The organism is Dinoroseobacter sp. S375, assembly GCF_049800775.1.
GTDB lineage: Bacteria > Pseudomonadota > Alphaproteobacteria > Rhodobacterales > Rhodobacteraceae > Dinoroseobacter.
Genome location: NZ_JBNAFR010000001.1, coordinates 235,913 through 254,792, shown reverse-complemented (window position 1 = coordinate 254,792; position 18,880 = coordinate 235,913). Strand labels below are relative to the sequence as shown.

The following is an 18,880-nucleotide window of genomic DNA, read 5'->3' as shown; positions in this document are numbered from 1 at the left end:
CCAAGGGGCGGGTGGGCGCGGTCAGGCGCGGTTGCGATAGAGGGTCGGGTCCACGGCCTCGGCCATGGCCTGCACATCCAGCCCGCAATCGAAGAACTCCGCAATGCGCGCGGCCGAGGAGGCCGGGTCAGTCACGATGGTGCTGTAATCCACGAAGAGGATCTCGATATTGCGCTGGGCGCGCGCCCATTTCTGAAAATCGAAGACCTCGCCCTGAAAGAGCTTGATCATCAGATCCCGGTCCACCGCATTGGGGTCCAGCCCTTCGCGTTCCAGCATCTTCTCCTGGCTCGCGACCACTTCACCCAAGTCCCGTTGGAGGAAAACGATCCGGTAGGGCACGTCGATGGGCAGATCATAGACCAGCTTGTAGATCACCTTGACCACATGGCCGGTGGATTTCGCGACCCAGCTGTCATCCTCCTTCAGCGCCTTGACCGGTTCGAACTCGAAATAGCCGAGCGGATTGTCGTCATTGGGTTCACGCTCATGGTCGACCACGGGCGGAAATCCCCCGGCGGTCAGCATCCGCATCATCATCGATGTGCCGGACCGGGGCAGGCCGGACACGACGGCTACGAAATCAACAGAGTCGTGCATGAAAGATCCTTCGTCGCAAAAGTCGCGGGGCGAGATGCTGCTGCATCCGCGCAGGGTTCCAAAGAGTGTTTACACACAAACCCCTAACGCGGCATACCGGAGAGGAGGACAGCGCGTCCATGCGCGCTGTGTCACATCAACGCATTCAAATCCCCGGACCCTATTCTCACAGGAGTTTTTGATATGGCAAAAAAACCGGCCAGTCCCAGTAAACCCGCCGCGAAAACCACACGCGCCAAGAGCGCGACGGCGAAAACTCCATCGAAGACCGCAGCCAAGGCGCCTGCAGCCAAGGCACCCGAGACCAAGGCCGCACCAGCAGCCGAGGCGGCTGCAGCACCGGCGACCGGGTTCGGTGGCGGCGCGGCCCCGGCAGGGGGCCTGCGCGGCCGCTTCGGTCGCGGTCGTTTCGCAGCGCAGAACACCGGCGGTGCGGCGGCCGGCGCGGGGGCTGCGGGCGGCGCAGCCGGAGGCGGCCGGTTCGGCGCCGGGGCCGGCGGCGGCTTTGGCGGTGGTCAGGGCGGATTTGCCGGTGGCGCGGGAGGTCAGGGTGGCGGCTTCGGGGGCCGCTTCGGACAAGGTGGCGGCCAGGCAGGTGGTCAGGCTGGCGGGTTTGGCGGTCGTTTCGGCGGTGGTCAGGCGGGCCAAGGGGCCGGTCAAGCTGCGGCAAGCCAGGGCGGCGGGTTCGGTGGTCGCTTTGGCGGCGGTCAGGCAGCCCAAGGCGGTGCCGGTGGTCAGGGCGGTGGCTTCGGCGGACGGTTTGGCGGTGGCCAGGCTGGCGGACAGGGCGGCGGCCAAGCAGCCGGTCGCTTTGGCGGCGGTCAAGCCGGGCCAGGTGCTGCGGGACAGGGCGGCGGTCGGTTCGGTGGAGGCCAGGGCGGCGGTCGCTTCGGGGCCGGTCAGGGCGCTCAGCAGGGCGGCCCGCAAGGCGGTCAAGGTGGCCAAGGCGGGTTCGGGAACGGACGCCTCGCGGCCTTCCTCGCCAATCGCCAGCAAGGCAATCAGGGCGGCGGCCAACAGGGCGGTGGCTTCGGTGGGCGTTTCGGCGGCGGTCAGGCCGGTCAAGGCGGCGGCTTTGGCCAAGGTGCCCAGCAGGGCGGTCCGCAAGGCGGGCAGGGCGGCCAGGGTGGTTTCGGCAATGGCCGTCTCGCGGGGTTCCTCGCCAATCGCCAACAAGGCAACCAAGGCAATCAAGGCAACCAAGGGGGCCAGCAGGGCGGCGGTTTCGGCGGCGGTCGCTTTGCGGAACGGCTCCGCAATGCGCAGGGCGGCGCGCAGGGTGGGCAGCAGGGCGGAGGGTTCGGCGGCGGTCGCTTCGCGGAGCGGCTCCGCAATGCCAAAGGCGGCGGTGATGGCAACGCGGCTCCGGGCAATGTGCAGCCCGGGCGGTTCGCGGGACGGTTCGGCGGTGGCGGCCAAGGCGCCGACGCGGCCCAGGCCCAGGCGGCTCCGGCCCCTGCAGCCGAAGCCCCGGCAGCTTCCAAGGCGCCCGAGGGCGGTTGGACCAACTGGAAGAAAGACGCGGCCAAGGACTGAGCCGCGCTCTGATCAGACCAATGGGCGGCCCCTACGGAGGCCGCCTTTTTCATGCGTTGGCCGCGCCCGCCTCGTGCTTGGCCTCTGTCCTCGGCGCAGGAAATCCTCCCGCCTGGGGCGCCTGCGTCTTGAGCGTTCCAGCGTTCCGTGCCTATTCTTTCATCGGGCGTGCAAACCGCCCCAGCCCGGGCATGGCCCCGCGCCGGTTTCAGCTTGATGCCGCCCGCGAGCCGATTTTCCGTCAGGGCGGATTACAAAAAAACACCGATAGGGAGCCCACCTCATGACCCAACGCAAGACCTCACTGCCCGGCTCGGGGCTCTCCCGCCGCGCGCTGCTCAGCTCCGCTCTGGCCCTTTTGGCCGCGGGTGCGCTCGTGCCCGGGGCCCGTGCGGCCGAGCCGATCAAGGTCGCCGGGATCTACACCGTGCCGGTCGAACAGCAATGGGTGAGCCGTATCCATATCGCCGCCGAGGCCGCGGCGGCGGCGGGTCAGATCACCTATACCTTCTCGGAGAACGTGGCGAATACGGACTATCCGCGGGTGATGCGCGAATATGCCGAGAGCGGGATCGAGCTGATGATCGGCGAGGTTTTCGCGGTCGAGGCCGAAGCCCGCGAAGTGGCTGCGGACTACCCCGAGGTGGCTTTCCTCATGGGCTCGTCTTTCCTTGAGGATCCGGGCCTCGCGAATTTCGCGGTCTTCGACAACTACATTCAGGACGCCGCCTATCTCACTGGTTTGATTGCCGGTTCCATGTCCGAGGCAGGCAATATCGGCATGGTCGGCGGCTTCCCGATCCCGGAGGTGAACCGCCTGATGCACGCCTTCATGGCCGGTGCGCGCGAGACCAATCCGGATGTCACCTTCCAGGTCAGCTTCATCGGGTCCTGGTTCGATCCGCCCAAGGCCAAGGAGACCGCCTTTGCCATGATCGAGAACGGCGCCGACATGCTCTATGCCGAGCGGTTCGGGGTCTCCGATGCGGCGCAGGAGCGGGGGCTTCTGGCTATCGGCAACGTGATCGACACCCAGGCGGATTACCCCGACACGGTCGTCGCCTCTGCCCTGTGGCATTTCGAGCCGACCCTGCAGGCCGCCATTGCGGCAGTGAATGCAGGCACGTTTGAGGCCGACAATTACGGCGTCTATTCCTACATGAAGGAAGGCGGCAGCAGCCTCGCACCCCTCGGCACCTTCGAGGGCAAGGTCCCCGCAGAGGTCATGGATCTGGTGAAGGCCCGCGATGCGGCGATCCGCGATGGCAGCTTCACGGTGGAGATCAACGACACCGAGCCGAAATCCTCCTGATGACCGGACTTCCCGGGGCGCAGCCTGTGCTGCGCCTCGACAGCATTACCAAACGCTTCGGCGCGCTCACGGCCAATGATCAGATCTCCTTTGATCTGGCCGAGGGCGAGGTGCTGGCCCTGCTCGGTGAGAACGGGGCGGGCAAGACCACGCTGATGAACATCCTGTTTGGCCATTACACGGCCGATGAAGGCGGGGTGGAGGTGTTTAGCCAGCCGCTCCCGCCCGGGGAGCCGCGCGCCGCGCTCTCGGCCGGTGTGGGGATGGTGCACCAGCATTTCACCCTCGCGGACAATCTGACCGTGCTGGACAATGTGATCCTCGGGACCCAGTCGATCTGGCGCACCGCACTTGGCACGGGGGCCGCGCGGCGCAAGCTCGCGGATCTGGCGCAGTCCTTTGGGCTTGAGGTGGACCCGGATGCCCGGGTCGGGACCCTGACCGTGGGTGAACGGCAGCGGGTCGAGATCCTCAAGGCGCTCTACCGAGATGCGCGGATCCTGATCCTCGACGAGCCCACGGCCGTTCTGACCCCGCAAGAGGCGGACGCACTGTTCGCGACTTTGCGCAAGGCCGTGGCCCAGGGCATGTCGGTGATCTTCATTTCCCACAAGCTGCATGAGGTCATGGCGATTGCGAACCGCGTGGTGGTTCTGCGCCATGGCAAGGTGGTGGGCCGGGTGGCCACGGACGAGACCGACCGCCACAAGCTGGCCGAGATGATGGTCGGCGCCGAGATCGCGCCGGTGGCCCCGCGCCCGGCGACGCCCGGTCCGGCGCTTCTGAGCCTTGATCAGGTCAGCACACCCAGCGAAGGCGCGGCGCCGGGGTTGGCCAAGGTGACGCTGGATCTGCGCGCGGGCCAGATCACCGGCCTCGCCGGGGTCTCGGGCAACGGGCAGGCGGCCCTTGCCGACCTGATCGGCGGGTTGATCGCGCCCGCCTCGGGCGAGATGCGCCTTGGCAATGCGCCGGTCACGGACTGGTCGCCCCGCGCGGCCCTGGCCCAGCGGATCGGGCGGATCCCCGAGGACCGGCACAAGACCGGAACCATTGCCGATTTTTCCCTGACCGAGAACGCGATCCTCGAAGCCTATCCCAGTGCAGGGTTCAGCCGCCGCGGCTGGATGCGCTGGGGCGCGGCGCGGGATTTCGCGCGCGAGGTGATCGACACCTATGACGTGCGCTGCCCGGGGCCCGAGACGCCGATCCGGCTGCTTTCAGGGGGGAACATGCAGAAGCTTATTCTGGGCCGGGTGCTGGAGGATGCGCCGCGCATCGTGCTGGCCAATCAGCCCGTGCGCGGCCTCGATATCGGCGCGGTGACTTACGTGCAGGAGCAGCTGATCAAGGCCCGCGATGGCGGGGCGGCGGTGCTTTTGATTTCCGAGGATCTCGACGAGGTACTGGCGCTCTCGGATGTGATCCATGTGATGTCCGAGGGGCGGCTGTCGCCCGAATTCGCCCGCGGGACCATGACGCCCGCCGAGCTGGGCGTCTGGATGGCGGGCGACGGATTTGCGGAGGCCTCCCATGCGGCTTGAACCGATTGCAGACCCGGGGATGGGCCGCACGCTGGGCCTGCCCGCGATTGCGCTGACCCTGACGGTCATCGCGGCTTCGGGGCTGGCACTGCTGGCCGGGGGCGACCCGTTCTCGGTGCTGGGGCTGATTATCCAAGGGGCGGTCGGTTCGAAATTCGCCCTGCTGGAGACGCTGAACCGGGCGACGCCGCTCATTTTCACCGGGCTGGCCGTGGCTGTCGCTTTTCGCGCGAAGCTCTGGAATATCGGGGCGGAGGCGCAGCTTTATGGCGGCGCGGTGATCACGGTGCTTCTGGGGACAGGGTTTCTGCCCTGGCCGGCGGGGATCCTGCTGCCGACGCTGGTGATCGCGTCGATGGTCACGGGCGCGATCCTGCTGCTGGGCCCGGCGATCCTCAAGACGCGGCTCGGGGTGGACGAGGTGGTCACGACGCTCTTGCTGAATTTCATCGCTCTGCTCTTCGTGTCCATGCTGCTCGAGGGGCCGATGAAGGACCCGATGGGCATGGGCTGGCCGAAATCGGAACGGCTGGTGGCCGAGGCCCGCCTGCCACGCCTGATCGAAGGGCTGCGGCTCCATTGGGGGTTCGGGCTCGCGCTGATCTCGGCGGGGGTGGTCTGGGTGATCCAGACCCGCACCACGCTGGGCTACGAGATGCGCGCCGTGGGCCTGAACGCCCAAGCCGCGCGGTTCGCGGGCATCCCCGTGGGCAAGGTGATCCTCAAGACCGCCTTTCTGTCGGGTGGGCTCGCGGCCTTGGCCGGGTTCTCCGAGGTGGCGGGGCTCAAGGGCTCGCTCACGCTCGATCTGAGCCCGGGCTTTGGCTATACGGGCATCATCGTCGCCATGCTGGCGCTGCTCAACCCGCTGGGCGTGGTGATCTCGGCGCTCTTCGTCGCGGGGATCTTTGTCGGCGCGGACAGCATGAGCCGGGCGGCGGGCGTGCCCACCTATATCGCGGATATCCTGCTGGCGCTGGCGCTCTTGAGCATGGTGCTCGCCATCATGCTGACCCGGTTCCGGGTGGTGCGAGGCTGAGATGGCGGAGCTGTTCGATATCCTGCTCTCGGCGAGCTTCTGGGCCGCGGCGATCCGCATTGCGAGCCCGCTGATCTTTGCCACCATGGGCGAGCTGATCTGCGAGCGGGCGGGTGTGCTCAATCTCGGGATCGAGGGGATCATGGTCGCCGGGGCCTTTGCGGGCTGGATGGCGGTCTATTCCGGTGCGGATCTCTGGACCGGGGTGGCGATTGCGGCCATGGCCGGGATGCTGTTCGGGCTGGTCCATGCGACGCTGACTGTGCCTTTCGGGCTGAGCCAGCATGTGGTGGGCCTCGGCGTGACCTTGCTGGCAACCTCGGCCACCTATTTCGCCTATCGCGTGGCGCTGCCCGAGGTCTCAAGCCCGCCGCGGATCGAGGCGTTTCAGACCTATGAGGTGCCGCTGCTGTCAGACCTGCCGCTGGTCGGCGAGGCGCTCTTTTCCCAGACGCCGCTGACCTATCTGGCCTTTATCGTCGCGATCCTGACCGCGCTGGTTCTCTACCGCACGCCCCTGGGGCTCGCGGTGCGCGCGGCGGGCGAGAACCCCAGCGCGGTCGAGGCGCAGGGCCTGTCGGTCACGGGCCTGCGCATGGGCGCGGTGATCGTGGGGTCGGGGCTGATGGCCGTGGGCGGCGCGTTCCTGACGATGTCGGCCTTCAACTCCTTCTTCTTCGAGATGGTGAACGGGCGTGGATGGATCTGCATCGCGCTGGTGGTCTTTGGCGCGTGGCGGCCGGGCAAGGCCCTGCTGGGGGCGCTGCTTTTCGCGGCGTTTGACGCGCTGCAGGTGCGGCTGCAACAGACGCCGCTGGGGGCGGATATCCCCTATCAGGTCTTCCTGATGCTGCCCTATATCCTGTCCATTCTTGCCCTTGTTGTGATGTCGCGACGCGCAGAGGTTCCCGCAGCGCTCATGGTGCCCTATAACAAGGGCACACGCTGAGGTGGTGCTCGCGCGTAAAAGACAGGCAAGCTCATGAAGTTTCGCGACTATTTCTACACCGAGGACCCCTATGCCGGTTTCGATCTGGACAGTGTTCCGCCCGACCGACAAGGCTGGGGCAGCACGGCGGGCATCTTTGCCAAGCTGCTGACCGAGCTGAAACCCGCCAAGATCGTCGAGGTCGGCACCTGGAAAGGGGCGTCGGCGATCCATATGGCCGAGGCCTGCCGGGAGGCCGGGATCGAGACCGATATCCTCTGCATCGACACGTTTCTCGGGGCCAGCGGGCTCTGGCTGCGGGCGGGCTATGCCGAAGAGACGCTGAAGATGCAGGCGGGCCTGCCGACGATCCACGCGACCTTCATGCGCAATGTGATCGATGCGGGGCTCACGGATGTGATCACCGCGCTACCGCTGCCCTCGCGGGAGGCGGCGACCGTGCTGATCAAGCGCCGGATCAAGGCGGATCTCATCTATATCGACGGCGATCATTCCTATGAAGGCTGTCTCGAGGACATGCGCAGCTATCGCGGCGCGCTGGCGCCCGATGGTCTGATGCTTTGCGATGACTTCACCTTCGACAGCGTGGCCCGGGCGATCACCGAGTTCGTCGCCGAGACCGGGTGCGAGATGCTCGAGGTCGGCAACAAGGTCGTGCTGAGCTTCGGGCGGGATATCTCCGGTCTGCGCCAGTGGCAGACGGATATGCTGGCGCGTCAGGCGGCGCATCGCGCCAAGAAAGAGGCGCTGGCCGCAGGGGCCCAGGCAAGCGAGGGCTAGGCGAGCATGATCGACATTCTGGTGCGGGGCGGCACGCTGCCCGATGGGCAGGTGGCCGATATCGCGATCGCGGGGGACCGGATTGTAGATATCGCGCCGGGGATCGCGGCCGAGGCCGGTCTGGTGATCGATGCCATGGGCGATCTGGTGAGCCCGCCCTTTGTCGATCCGCATTTCCATATGGACGCCACGCTCAGCTATGGCACGCCGCGGATCAACGCCTCGGGCACGCTGCTCGAGGGGATTGCCCTTTGGGGCGAGCTGAAGGAGCAGGCGACCATTGACGAGATGGTCGCGCGCGCCCTGCGGTATTGCGACTGGGCGGTGTCCATGGGCTTGCTGGCGATCCGGTCCCATGTGGATACCTGCGATGACAGCCTGAAGGGCGTCGAGGCGATGTTGCAGGTGCGCGAGACGGTGAAGCCCTATCTCGACCTGCAGCTCGTGGCCTTTCCGCAGGACGGGTTCTACCGCGACCCCACGGCGGAGGCGAATACCCTGCGCGCCTTGGATATGGGCGTGGATGTGGTCGGCGGCATCCCGCATTTCGAACGGACCATGGCCGATGGCGCAGCCTCGGTGCGCGCGCTCTGCGAGATCGCGGCGGAGCGTGGCCTGCCGGTGGATCTGCATTGTGACGAGACCGATGACCCCTTGTCCCGCCATATCGAGACGCTGGCCGCCGAGACGATCCGCTGCGGGCTGCAGGGGCGGGTGGCCGGATCCCATCTCACCTCGATGCATTCGATGGACAATTACTACGTCTCGAAACTGCTGCCCATGGTGGCCGAAGCGGGGATCGCGGCGATCCCCAACCCGTTGATCAATATCGTGCTGCAGGGCCGGCATGACACCTATCCCAAGCGGCGCGGGCTGACCCGGGTGAAGGAGATGCAAAGCTTGGGCATCCCCGTGGGCTGGGGGCAGGATTGCGTCCGCGATCCCTGGTACTCGCTGGGTACGGGCGACATGCTCGACGTGGCCTTCATGGGGCTGCATGTGGCGCAGATGACCGCGCCCGAGGAAATGGCCCGCTGCTTCGAGATGGTGACCGAGACCAATGCGGCGATCATGGGGCTGGAGGACTACGGGTTGGCGACGGGCAAGATGGCCTCTCTGGTGGTGCTGGATGCAGGCAACCCGATCGAGGCGGTGCGGCTGCGCCCGGACCGGCTGGCGGTGATTTCAAAGGGAAAGCTCGTGGCGCAGAAGGCGCGCAATGACAGCCGTTTGACCCTGCCCGCGCGCCCGGACAGCGTGCGCCGCCGCCATTGATGCAGATGCCTGATCGCCCCTCGGACCGGTGGCGCGGTCCCCATGGGGACCGCGCGGACGCGCTATGGGGGCGGGTGCTGCGACTCTATGGCAGACCGATTGCCCTGTCGCGGGTCTGCGCGGTCCTGCAAGGACCGCGCCGCCGAGCGCCCGGTTCTGCGAGGGCTGCATGAGCAGGCGCGAGACGGCCCACGAGGTCCTCCGTCGCGCCGGGCGCAACCCGTTCCGCCGCTATCCCATGCCTGATGCCGGGGGCGACCGGCTCTATCCACTGGCCATGCCAGCCAGCACGCCCGGGTTCCGGATCTCGGCCGAGGATACGGTGTTCGCCATGGGCTCTTGCTTTGCGCGCGAGATCGAGACGGCCCTCGCGGCCTCGGGCATGACCGTCCTCAGCCGAGATCTCGATCTCGGGCCGATCGGCGCCTCGCTCGAAGATCCGGCCAATTTCTTCAACGCCTACACGGTGCCCGCCATGGCCACCGAGCTGCGCTGGGCCCTGGAGCGCGACAGCTTTCCCGGTGCGCCGCTCTTCTATCCCCTCCGCGAGGATGACAGCGCCTATCGCGACCTGACCCTCGGCTCGGCCAAGCTGGCTTTCCCGCGGGACGAGATCCTCGCCTTTCGGCACCGGGCCCTCGACGTGACCGCGCGGGTGGCCGAGGCGGACCTGATCGTGCTGACCCTCGGCCATGTGGAGAGCTGGCGCGACACAGAGCTCGACATCCCCCTGAACATCGCGCCGCCGCCAGCACTTTGCGCGCGGTTCCCGGACCGCTTTGTCTTCGAAGTCCTGAGTTACGACCAGATCCTCGCCGGACTGCGCGAGATCCACGGGTTGCTGAGCCGGGTCCGCACCAAACCCTTGCGCATGTTGCTGACGGTCTCGCCTGTCCCGCTGCGGGCCACGTTTCGCGACATGGATGTGTTGCTGGCCAATAGCTATTCGAAATCCGTCCAACGGGCGGCGGTGGACGCCTTTGTCGCCGAAGCCGAGGGGGTGGATTACTTTCCATCCTATGAATGCGTCACCCTGAGCGACCCGGCTGCGGCCTGGACCGAAGGGGATTTCCGCCATGTGGCCCCGGATCTGGTGGCGCGGATCATGGCCGAGGTCCGGGCGCGCTACATGACGGGCGAGGATGACGCCCTGCGCCGCGCGGCCCTTGTCACCAATGCCCGGCTCCTCACGCGGCTGGAGCGCTATGGCGAACTCATCGATCTGCTCGGGGACGCGCCCGAACGCGCCCGGACCCCGGAGCTGCATCAGGCCTTTGCGGTGGCCCTGCGCCGGAGCGACCGGATCCCCGAGGCGGTCGCCGCGATCTCGGACGTGGTCGAGCAGGATCCCGAGGATCACCGGGCGCTCGAACGGCTGATCCGATGGCTGGAGCAGCTGGACCGCATGGCTGTGGCGCGCGACTATCTCGACCTCCATGCCACGCGTTTTCCCAAGCGCCGCAAGTTTCGCCGCGGGCGCAAGGCGCGCAAGGCAGCGCGGAAGCGTTAGCCGCGCGCGCGGCTGGACCGGGCTGGACGGACCCGCCTGATCCGGAATCCCTTGCCGGTTTCTTGGGCAGATGCCCCTCCTTGCAGCAAAAAACCACGTCCAGCGCTTGACCTTCCCGCGCCCCTTTCCGAACCTGCGCGCTGATCGGGCCTTCGGGCCATGACCCAATCAGGTCCGCAAATGGGCCGTAATCACAGGGAGACGACGCGTGTTTCAACGCTTTGCACAGATTTGCGCGGCTGGGGCCGTGCTCGCCGCAGCCACGACCGCCGGGGCCGAAACCAAGGTGCCCTTCGCACTGGACTGGAAATTCGAAGGCCCCTCGGCCGCCTATTTCGCCGCCGTGGATAACGGACACTTCGGCGAGGCCGGCCTCGATGTCGAGATCTCGGCCGGGCAGGGCTCGCTGGACGCGATCCCGAAGGTGGCGACCGGGGCTTTCCCCATGGGTTTTGCCGACATCAACAGCCTGATCAAGTTCCTCGATCAGAATCCGGGAGCGCCAGTGATCGCCGTGATGATGGTCTATGACAAACCGCCCTTCGCGATTGTGGGCCGCAAGAGCCAGGGGGTGATGGCGCCCAAGGATCTCGAAGGACGCGTGCTGGGCGCGCCGCCCCCCGATGGCGCCTGGGCGCAGTTCCCGGCCTTTGCCAGTGCAAATGACCTCGACGTGGACGCAATCACGGTCGAGCCGGTGGGCTTCCCGACCCGCGAACCGATGCTGGCCGAGGGCAAGGTGGATGCGGTCACGGGCTTTTCCTTCTCGTCCTATCTGAACCTCGTGCGCCTTGGTGTGCCGGAGGATGACATCTCGACCATTCTGATGGCCGATCACGGGCTCGCGCTCTATGGCAATGCGATCATCGCCAATACCGAGTTCGCTGCGGCAAACCCCGAGCTTGTCACCGGCTTTCTCGGGGCCGTGGCCAAGGGTTGGGCGGACGTGATCGCTGACCCGGCTGCAGGTGCGGCCATGGTGCAGGACCGCAATCCTGCGGCCGATGTCGCGCTGGAGCAGCGCCGCCTGCAACTGGCGATCGACGCCAATGTGGCCACGGACTATGCGCTTGAAAACGGCATGGGCGGCATCGATGCGGCGCGCATGGAGACGGCGCTGGCGCAACTGGCCGAGAATTACGAGTTCCAGACCACGCCGGATATGAGCCTCTATTTCACCGACGCCTATCTGCCCGATGCTGCCATGCGGATGCTCAAGTAAGCACGCGACGTCACTCACACGCCGGGGCGGAGGTCGCCCCGGCCCTATGGGAAAGGGCCGGCGATGTCCGCAGCCATGATCGAAATCGCCGGCGTCACCCACGCCTACAAGACCGAGAGCGGGCCGCTCCCCGTGTTGCGCGACCTCAGCCTCTCGGTGCCCGAGAACGGTTTTGCAGCGGTGGTGGGCCCTTCGGGCTGCGGCAAGTCCACCCTGACGCGCCTGATTGCCGGGCTGATGAAGCCCGATGCGGGCGAGGTGCGCCTGCATGATGCGCCGGTCAAGGGGCCGAAATCCACGGTGGGGATGGCGTTTCAGAACCCGGTTCTGCTGGAATGGCGGACGATCCTCGACAATGTCATCCTGCCGCTGGAGATCGTCGCGCCGCGCATGCCGCGCAAGGATCGGGTGGCGCGGGCGGAGCATCTTCTGGGGCTCGTTGGTTTGGCCGGGTTCGAGGACAAGCGGCCTTCGGAGCTGTCGGGCGGGATGCGCCAGCGCGCCTCCCTGTGCCGGGCACTGGTACACAAGCCGGAGGTCCTGATCCTCGACGAGCCGTTCGGGGCATTGGATGCCTTCACGCGCGAGGATCTGTGGCAGCTCATGCATACCTTGCGCGCCGAGGAGCCCTTTACCTCGCTCCTGATCACCCATGACCTGCGCGAGAGCATCTTTCTGGCGGATCAGGTGGTTGTCCTCTCCGGACGACCGGCCACGACGCAATACGTTCTGGATGTGACTTTTGAAGGCGACCGCGTGCTCGACGATCTTTACACGCAAAAGGCCACGGACATGCTCGCCATCCTGCGCCACCAGATCCAGGTCGCCCAGGGGCGGGCCGAGACAGCGGAGGCGGCAGAATGAGAACCTTTCAGAAAATCGCGATCCCGCTGGCGGCCATTCTGGCGTTTCTGGTGTTCTGGGAATGGCTGGTCTGGGTGAATGAGTGGCCGAATTACAAGATGGCGTCGCCGAGCGACCTCTGGCCAGCCTTCTGGAAGTTCCGGGGGCTGTTCTTCGAATACGGATGGCAGACCCTGTGGCGCACCGTGGCGGGGCTGCTGCTGGCGGTGGTGTTCGGCGTGGCGCTGGGCATGGTGATGGGGTTCAGCCGGACCATGCGCGATGCGCTCTATCCGTTGCTGGTGGGGTTCAACGCGATCCCCAAGGCCACCGTGGTGCCGGTGATCGCGCTGATGTTCGTGGGCCAGCATGACATGAACACCATCCTGATTGCCTTCCTGATCTCGTTCTTCCCGATTGCCGTTTCGGTCTCGATCGGGCTCAGCACGCTGGAGCCGGAATATCGCGATATCCTGCAATCGCTGGGGGCATCGAAGACGACGATCTTCTGGAAGATTGCCCTGCCCAAGACCTTGCCGGAATTCTTTGGCGCGCTGAAGGTCGCGGTGACGCTGGCCTTCATTGGGACGAACCTGATGGAGATCGTGGAGCCCCATGGCAAGGGGCTCGGGCATCTCTTTGACAGCGGCAAGATCAGTGCGGATTACCCGCTGATGTTTGCGGTGCTGATCGCCTTGGCGTTTCTGGGGATCGTTCTCTACTACATCGTGGTTGCGCTGGAAAAGGTCTTTGCGGGTGGGGCCGACCGGGCCGAGCCGTGTGCGGGGGGGCGGCCAAGCGCGTTGCGCTTGGCCCGGGCGCGCTCCACATGTGGAGCGCGCGGTCGCACGAGACGATCGGCGTGGCGCGCAGATTTAGCTCTTTCGGTCCGGGCCCTTGGGACCGCGCTCCCAACGGGAGCGCTCCGTGGCCTCGGACAGGCCGCCGCGGGCATTGCGCCTATTGAAAGGGCGGGTCCGGATAAATCACGTCCCGCAGATACAGCCCCTCTGGCGGGCAGACCGGGCCACAGGCGGCGCGGTCCCGCGCTTCCAGCGCGCGGCGCACATCCTCCGGCGTCCAGCTGCCCGCGCCCACGCGTTCCAGCGTGCCAACGATGCTGCGCACCTGATTGTGCAGGAAGGATCGCGCCCGCAGGTAGAATCGTATCTCGGTGCCATGGGCCACGGGCGTGTCCTCGATCGTGATCTCATCGAGTGTTTTGACCGGCGAGGCCGCCTGACACATGACCGAGCGGAAGGTCGTGAAATCATGGTGCCCGATCAGATGGGCCGCCCCGGCGCGCATCGCCTCCACATCCAGGGGGCGCTGCACCCGCCAGACCAGCCCGGCATCATGGGTGGCGGGCGCGCGTCGCGCCAGAAGCCGAAAGAGATAGCGCCGTTCAACGGCCGAGAACCGCGCGTGGAAATCGTCGGATACCTGCGCTGCGGCCAGGATCGCCACGGGCAGGGGACGCAAATGATGGTTCAGCGCCTCGGACAGGCGAAACGGATCCCACGGCTTGTCCAGATCCACATGGGCCACTTGCCCCGTCGCATGCACGCCCGCATCGGTCCGCCCCGCCGCGGCGATCCCGGCATGGTCGGGCTGCAGTTTGCGCAAGGCATCCTCGACGGCTTCCTGCACGGATGGCTGCGCCTTCTGGCGTTGCCAGCCGGAAAACGGCGCGCCGTGATACTCGATCTTGAGGGCAAATCTGGGCATGTCGCGTCGCATACCCCGGGCGCGGCCCCATGACAATTCCGCAAATCCCTGCGCGCAAGGCCTTTGAACCCCGCGCCGTGCATCCTTATGTTAAGCCCCGAGCACGAAGGACGCGATTTTGGTATTCTCCACAATAACCGACGGCATCGAGCGTGGGGTAACCGGGCTTACGGGCGCTGTCTCCGAGACTTTTTTCGAACCGGTGATCCGCCTCGGCGTCACCGGTCTGAGCCGTTCGGGCAAGACGGTGTTCATCACCTCGCTCGTCGCCAACCTGCTGGAGCGTGGGCGCATGCCTCAGTTTCAGGCCGCAGCCACCGGCGCAATCCAGAGCGCCTATCTCCAGCCGCAGCCCGATGACACTATCCCGCGCTTCGATTTCGAGAACGCGCTGGGCCAAATGACCGGCACCACGCCGCGCTGGCCGGACAGCACGCGCACCATCTCGGAGCTGCGGGTGTCTCTCCGGGTGCAGCCGCAAGGGCTGCTTGGGGCGCTTTCGGGCCCGAAGACGGTGCATGTGGACATCGTGGATTACCCGGGCGAATGGCTGCTGGATCTGGCCCTGCTCGACAAGAGCTATGCCGACTGGTCCGCCGAGATGCTCAAACGGTTGCCCAGCCGCCCGGGGGCGGAGGCGTTCCTTGCAGCCCTCGCGGAGGCCGACCCGGGCGCGAAGCTGTCCGAACCCGAGGCGCAGCGTCTCGCCGCCAGCTACACCGCCGCGCTGCATACCGCGCGCGAGGCGGGCTTTTCGGATTGCACGCCGGGCCGCTTCATCCTGCCGGGCGAGCTCGAAGGCTCGCCGGTGCTGACCTTTGCGCCGCTGCCGCCGGGCCGTCACGGGCGCGGCACGCTCGGGCGCGAGTTCGAGCGTCGGTTCGAAGCCTACAAGACCCAGGTGGCGCGGCCGTTCTTTCGCGACCACTTCGCCCGGATCGACCGGCAGATCGTGCTGGTAGATGCGCTGGGCGCGCTCCATGCCGGGCCGCGCGCAGTCGAGGATCTGCGCAACACGATGGAGGATATCCTCACGGCGTTTCGCCCCGGCAGCAACTCTTGGCTGAGCGCGATCCTCGGCAAGCGGGTGGAGCGGATCCTGTTTGCCGCCACCAAGGCGGACCATCTGCACCACACGCAGCACGGCCAGCTGACCGCCATCATGGAGGCGCTGGTCCGCGACGCCCGCCGCCGCGCGGATTTCGCCGGGGCCGAGACCGGGGCCATGGCCATTGCCGCCCTGCGCACCACCATCGAGGAAACCCGCACCCATCAGGGTCAGCCGCTGGATCTGGTACGCGGCACCCTTTTGGAGACCGGCAAGGAGGCCGCGTTCTTCGCCGGAGAGCTCCCCAAGGATCCCAATGCCATCCTCGCCCCGGCCCGCGAAGGCGCCGAGACCTGGCTGGAAGGCGACTATGCCGCCATGCGCTTTGCCCCCGCCCGCGTGGCGCTCGCCCCGGGGGAGGGGCCGCCCCATATCCGTCTGGATCGTGCGGCGGAGTTTTTGCTGGGGGACCGTCTGCGATGACCGCACCTCGTGACCGGAGGGTCCTGCCATGACCACCAAGAAAGGTGCCGTTCTGATCGAGCTGGACGAGGAGGCCAAGTCCGGCGAGACCTCTGCGCGCGAGACCCCGGCCTCGGCCCCGCCCGTGCCCGATCTGCCCGGCGCGGTTCCGCAGGGGCAGGCCCTGCAAACCGTCGCGCAACTGGCCGCGCGCCCGCCCTCGCGGCTTTTGCGGATGTTCCTCTCGGCGCTGCTGGCGCTGGTGCTCTTCATGGCCGGGGTGGCGGCAACGAATTTCGTCACCGGGTTGCTGGCCAGCGCGCCGGTCCTTGGGGCGGTGGCGGCGGGGCTTTTTGGTCTGGTCTGTGTCACGGCCCTGATGATCGCCGGGCGCGAGTGGCTGGGCTATCGCCGGCTGGCGCGGCTCGACGGGATCCGGGCGGCGGCGGATGCGGCACTGGCCGCAGGCACCCTGTCCGAGGCCAAGACCGTGGCGACCCGGATCTCGACACTTTACGCCGACAGGCCCGAGTTGCGCGGCCCGCGTCAGGATCTCGACCGGGCGGTGAAAGACCAGTTCGAGGTTGGGGCTGTCTATGAGCTGGTCGAGGCACAGTTGCTCGACCCGCTCGACAGTCGGGCGCAGGCCGAGATCGCCGCGGCGGCCCGGCAGGTGGCCACTGTGACAGCGCTTGTGCCGCTGGCACTTGCGGATGTCATCGCCGCGCTGACCGCAAATCTGCGCATGATCCGGCGGATCGCCGAGATCTATGGCGGGCGCGCGGGCACCCTTGGCAGCTGGCGCCTGACACGTTCGGTTCTGACACATCTGGTGGCCACGGGCGCGGTCGCGGTGGGCGATGACCTGATCGGCTCGGTGGCCGGGGGGAGTGTTCTGTCCAAGGTGTCGCGCCGTTTCGGCGAAGGCGTGGTCAATGGCGCGCTGACCGCACGGGTCGGGGTCGCCGCGCTTGAGGTTTGTCGGCCGCTGCCCTTCGGTGAAACCCGCCGACCCTCTGTCACCGGATTGGTGAAACAGGCGCTGGGCGGACTATTCTCAAACGGAAGCTAACCCAGCACGGAGCGCGCGATGGACACCCTTGCCCCTGATCTCAATACCATGGTGCGCACGCCGCTCGACCCGGCCCATGTGACGGCCATGCGGCGGATCGGGACCGAGGTCCGCTATGGGGCGGGGGACAAGATCACCCGGCTCGGCGAGACGCAGACCCATTTCCACTATGTGCTCGAGGGAGAGCTGGAGGCGATCGACCCGGTCACCGGCGGACGCTATGGCGATGCCACGCTGGGGCCGTCCCAGTTCACGGGCGAGATCAGCTTTCTCAATGATGGCAAGGTCATGCTCGCCAATCGCGCGGTGCAGGACAGTGTCCTGCTGCAGGTGCCCCGGGCCGAGATGCTGCAGCTGATGTCCGAAGTGCCGGAGATGAGCGATATCATCGTCACCGTTTTCGCCGGGCGCCGGCGGCGTCTGCTCGAGAGCCAGCAGGCGGCGCTCACCCTGCTGGGCGCGGATCAGGACCGGCAGATCCGCCGCATCGCGGCCTTTGCCAGCCGGAACAGGATCCCCTATCGCTCTCTCGAGCTGGAGGATCACGAGGCCGAGGATATTGCGGAGCAATGCGCGATCCTGCCCCGGCACCCTTGCGTGATCTTTGGCAAGAACACGGTGATCGAGGACCCGAACCCGCGCAAGATCGCCCGGCTTCTGGGCATCGATATGCCCCTCGGCGGCACCCATGTCTTCGATGTGCTGATCGTCGGTGGAGGGCCCGCGGGCATCGCGGCGGCGGTCTATGCCGGGGCCGAGGGGCTCAGCGCGCTGGTGGTCGAGGATCTGACCATCGGCGGGCAGGCGGGCACCTCCAGCCGGATCGAGAATTACATGGGCTTTCCCACCGGGATTTCCGGCGCGGATCTGTGCTGGCGCGGCGAGGTTCAGGCGATGAAGTTCGGCACCCGCTTTGCCATGCCCCGGCGCGCGGCACATGTGGACCCGCTCGAGGATGGGAGCTTCTGCGTCCGGCTCGATGACGGCGAAGAGGTCCGCGCCAAATCCATCGTCATCGCCACGGGCGTGCAGTACCGCAAACTGCCGATCCCGCGGCTCGAAGAGTTCGAGAGTGCGGGCGTTTATTATGCCGCCACGGATGTGGAGGCGCGCTATTGCCGGAACACCGATGTGGTGGTGATCGGCGGAGGCAATTCGGCGGGGCAGGCGGCGATGTTCCTGTCGCGCACGGCCCATCATGTGCATGTGCTGATCCGGGGGGACAGCCTTGCGGCCTCCATGTCGTCCTACCTGTCCGAACGGCTCGACCGCGACCCGTCGATCACCCTGCACCGGCGCACGCAGGTCACCGCGCTCCATGGTGAGGACAAGCTCGACAGCGTGACGATCCGCGACGGGCAGATGGGGCAGGACTGGACGCTCAAGACCGGCGCGGTCTTCGTGATGGTGGGGGCGGCGCCCAATACCGGCTGGCTCGACGGGCATGTGACGCTGGATGAGAAAGGGTTTGTCCGCACGGGCCGCGAGGTGGGCGGGCGCTCTACCTTCGAGACCTCCTGCCCGGGGATCTTTGCCGTGGGCGATGTGCGCGCAGGCTCGGTCAAACGGGTGGCCTCGGGGGTGGGCGAAGGCTCGGTGGTGATTTCCAAAGTGTGGGAACATGTGAACGCGCCCTGACCCTGACCCCGAGGGGCGTGGGGTGGTCCGGACAACCGCGCGGCCCGCTGTCACAGCGCCGGACGCATGGATCTGTCCCGCGTGATGCGCGCCGTGTCGCGGAACCGGCCAAGGACTGGCCCCGGTCAGCGCCCGAGATCGCAGACCCCTTGCGCAGATCAGCCCAATCGCGCCCCATGCCTGCCGATCGGCTCGCGGCGAAATGTTGCGATTGTCCCCATGGGGATAGGGGCCTATAAGCGCCCCATGACATGGTTCGCGGTGATCATTTCCCGAATTAGCAACCCGGCGCTCGCTTGATCCGAGCCGCCGGGCCAAGGCG

Annotated in this window: 15 protein-coding genes and 1 pseudogene; 13 read left to right on the top strand and 3 right to left on the bottom strand. The window is 66.9% G+C overall.

Annotated elements, in window-relative coordinates:
- Positions 1 to 21: 21 nt before the first annotated feature.
- Both ACP150_RS01245 and ACP150_RS01240 read right to left on the bottom strand, forming a co-directional pair.
- Positions 22 to 600: a sulfotransferase domain-containing protein gene (locus tag ACP150_RS01245; protein ID WP_424964719.1), complete on the bottom strand. Its 579-nt coding sequence runs from the start codon at positions 598 to 600 to the stop codon at positions 22 to 24.
- 69 nt (positions 601 to 669) lie between these two features.
- Positions 670 to 2,019 (bottom strand): hypothetical protein, encoded by a 1,350-nt coding sequence (locus tag ACP150_RS01240; RefSeq protein ID WP_424964718.1) that lies wholly within the window; start codon positions 2,017 to 2,019, stop codon positions 670 to 672.
- Between the two features lie 400 nt (positions 2,020 to 2,419).
- Here ACP150_RS01240 and ACP150_RS01235 point away from each other — a divergent pair, with 400 nt between their 5' ends.
- From ACP150_RS01235 to ACP150_RS01190, 10 genes and pseudogenes are all read left to right on the top strand, one after another.
- Positions 2,420 to 3,448 (top strand): BMP family protein, encoded by a 1,029-nt coding sequence (locus ACP150_RS01235; protein ID WP_424964717.1) that lies wholly within the window; start codon positions 2,420 to 2,422, stop codon positions 3,446 to 3,448.
- Positions 3,448 to 4,992, top strand: coding sequence for an ABC transporter ATP-binding protein (locus ACP150_RS01230; RefSeq protein WP_424964716.1), 1,545 nt, complete (start codon positions 3,448 to 3,450; stop codon positions 4,990 to 4,992). The genes ACP150_RS01235 and ACP150_RS01230 overlap by 1 nt, the downstream gene beginning before the upstream one ends.
- Positions 4,982 to 6,031 (top strand): ABC transporter permease, encoded by a 1,050-nt coding sequence (locus tag ACP150_RS01225; RefSeq protein ID WP_424964715.1) that lies wholly within the window; start codon positions 4,982 to 4,984, stop codon positions 6,029 to 6,031. Before ACP150_RS01230 ends, ACP150_RS01225 begins: the two co-directional genes overlap by 11 nt.
- 1 nt (position 6,032) lies before the next feature.
- Positions 6,033 to 6,980 carry an ABC transporter permease gene (locus tag ACP150_RS01220; protein WP_424964714.1) on the top strand — a complete coding sequence of 316 codons (948 nt, stop codon included), beginning with the start codon at positions 6,033 to 6,035 and terminating at the stop codon, positions 6,978 to 6,980.
- Positions 6,981 to 7,013: 33 nt separating this feature from the next.
- On the top strand, positions 7,014 to 7,760 hold the full coding sequence (locus ACP150_RS01215) for a class I SAM-dependent methyltransferase (RefSeq protein ID WP_424964713.1): 747 nt from the start codon (positions 7,014 to 7,016) through the stop codon (positions 7,758 to 7,760).
- Between the two features lie 6 nt (positions 7,761 to 7,766).
- Positions 7,767 to 9,035 (top strand): amidohydrolase family protein, encoded by a 1,269-nt coding sequence (locus tag ACP150_RS01210; protein ID WP_424964712.1) that lies wholly within the window; start codon positions 7,767 to 7,769, stop codon positions 9,033 to 9,035.
- Between the two features lie 169 nt (positions 9,036 to 9,204).
- Positions 9,205 to 10,545, top strand: coding sequence for a GSCFA domain-containing protein (locus ACP150_RS01205; protein ID WP_424964711.1), 1,341 nt, complete (start codon positions 9,205 to 9,207; stop codon positions 10,543 to 10,545).
- Positions 10,546 to 10,753: 208 nt separating this feature from the next.
- On the top strand, positions 10,754 to 11,767 hold the full coding sequence (locus ACP150_RS01200; RefSeq protein ID WP_424964710.1) for an ABC transporter substrate-binding protein: 1,014 nt from the start codon (positions 10,754 to 10,756) through the stop codon (positions 11,765 to 11,767).
- A gap of 75 nt (positions 11,768 to 11,842) precedes the next feature.
- A complete protein-coding gene (locus ACP150_RS01195; RefSeq protein WP_424964709.1) occupies positions 11,843 to 12,631 on the top strand; it encodes an ABC transporter ATP-binding protein in 789 nt (262 codons plus the stop codon).
- A pseudogene (locus ACP150_RS01190) lies at positions 12,628 to 13,386 on the top strand (ABC transporter permease); the annotation flags it as partial. The gene ACP150_RS01195 and the pseudogene ACP150_RS01190, both read left to right, overlap by 4 nt.
- Positions 13,387 to 13,570: 184 nt before the next feature.
- On the opposite strand, the gene truA reads toward ACP150_RS01190, so the two are convergent.
- Positions 13,571 to 14,338 (bottom strand): tRNA pseudouridine(38-40) synthase TruA, encoded by a 768-nt coding sequence (truA, locus tag ACP150_RS01185; protein ID WP_424964708.1) that lies wholly within the window; start codon positions 14,336 to 14,338, stop codon positions 13,571 to 13,573.
- Between the two features lie 118 nt (positions 14,339 to 14,456).
- Here truA and ACP150_RS01180 point away from each other — a divergent pair, with 118 nt between their 5' ends.
- The 3 genes from ACP150_RS01180 to ACP150_RS01170 are packed head-to-tail and all read left to right on the top strand — an operon-like array spanning position 14,457 to position 18,558.
- Positions 14,457 to 15,869 carry a YcjX family protein gene (locus tag ACP150_RS01180; protein ID WP_424964707.1) on the top strand — a complete coding sequence of 471 codons (1,413 nt, stop codon included), beginning with the start codon at positions 14,457 to 14,459 and terminating at the stop codon, positions 15,867 to 15,869.
- A gap of 28 nt (positions 15,870 to 15,897) precedes the next feature.
- On the top strand, positions 15,898 to 16,920 hold the full coding sequence (locus ACP150_RS01175; protein ID WP_424964706.1) for a YcjF family protein: 1,023 nt from the start codon (positions 15,898 to 15,900) through the stop codon (positions 16,918 to 16,920).
- An 18-nt stretch (positions 16,921 to 16,938) separates the two neighbouring features.
- On the top strand, positions 16,939 to 18,558 hold the full coding sequence (locus ACP150_RS01170) for an FAD-dependent oxidoreductase (RefSeq protein ID WP_424964705.1): 1,620 nt from the start codon (positions 16,939 to 16,941) through the stop codon (positions 18,556 to 18,558).
- The last annotated feature ends 322 nt before the right edge of the window (positions 18,559 to 18,880 follow it).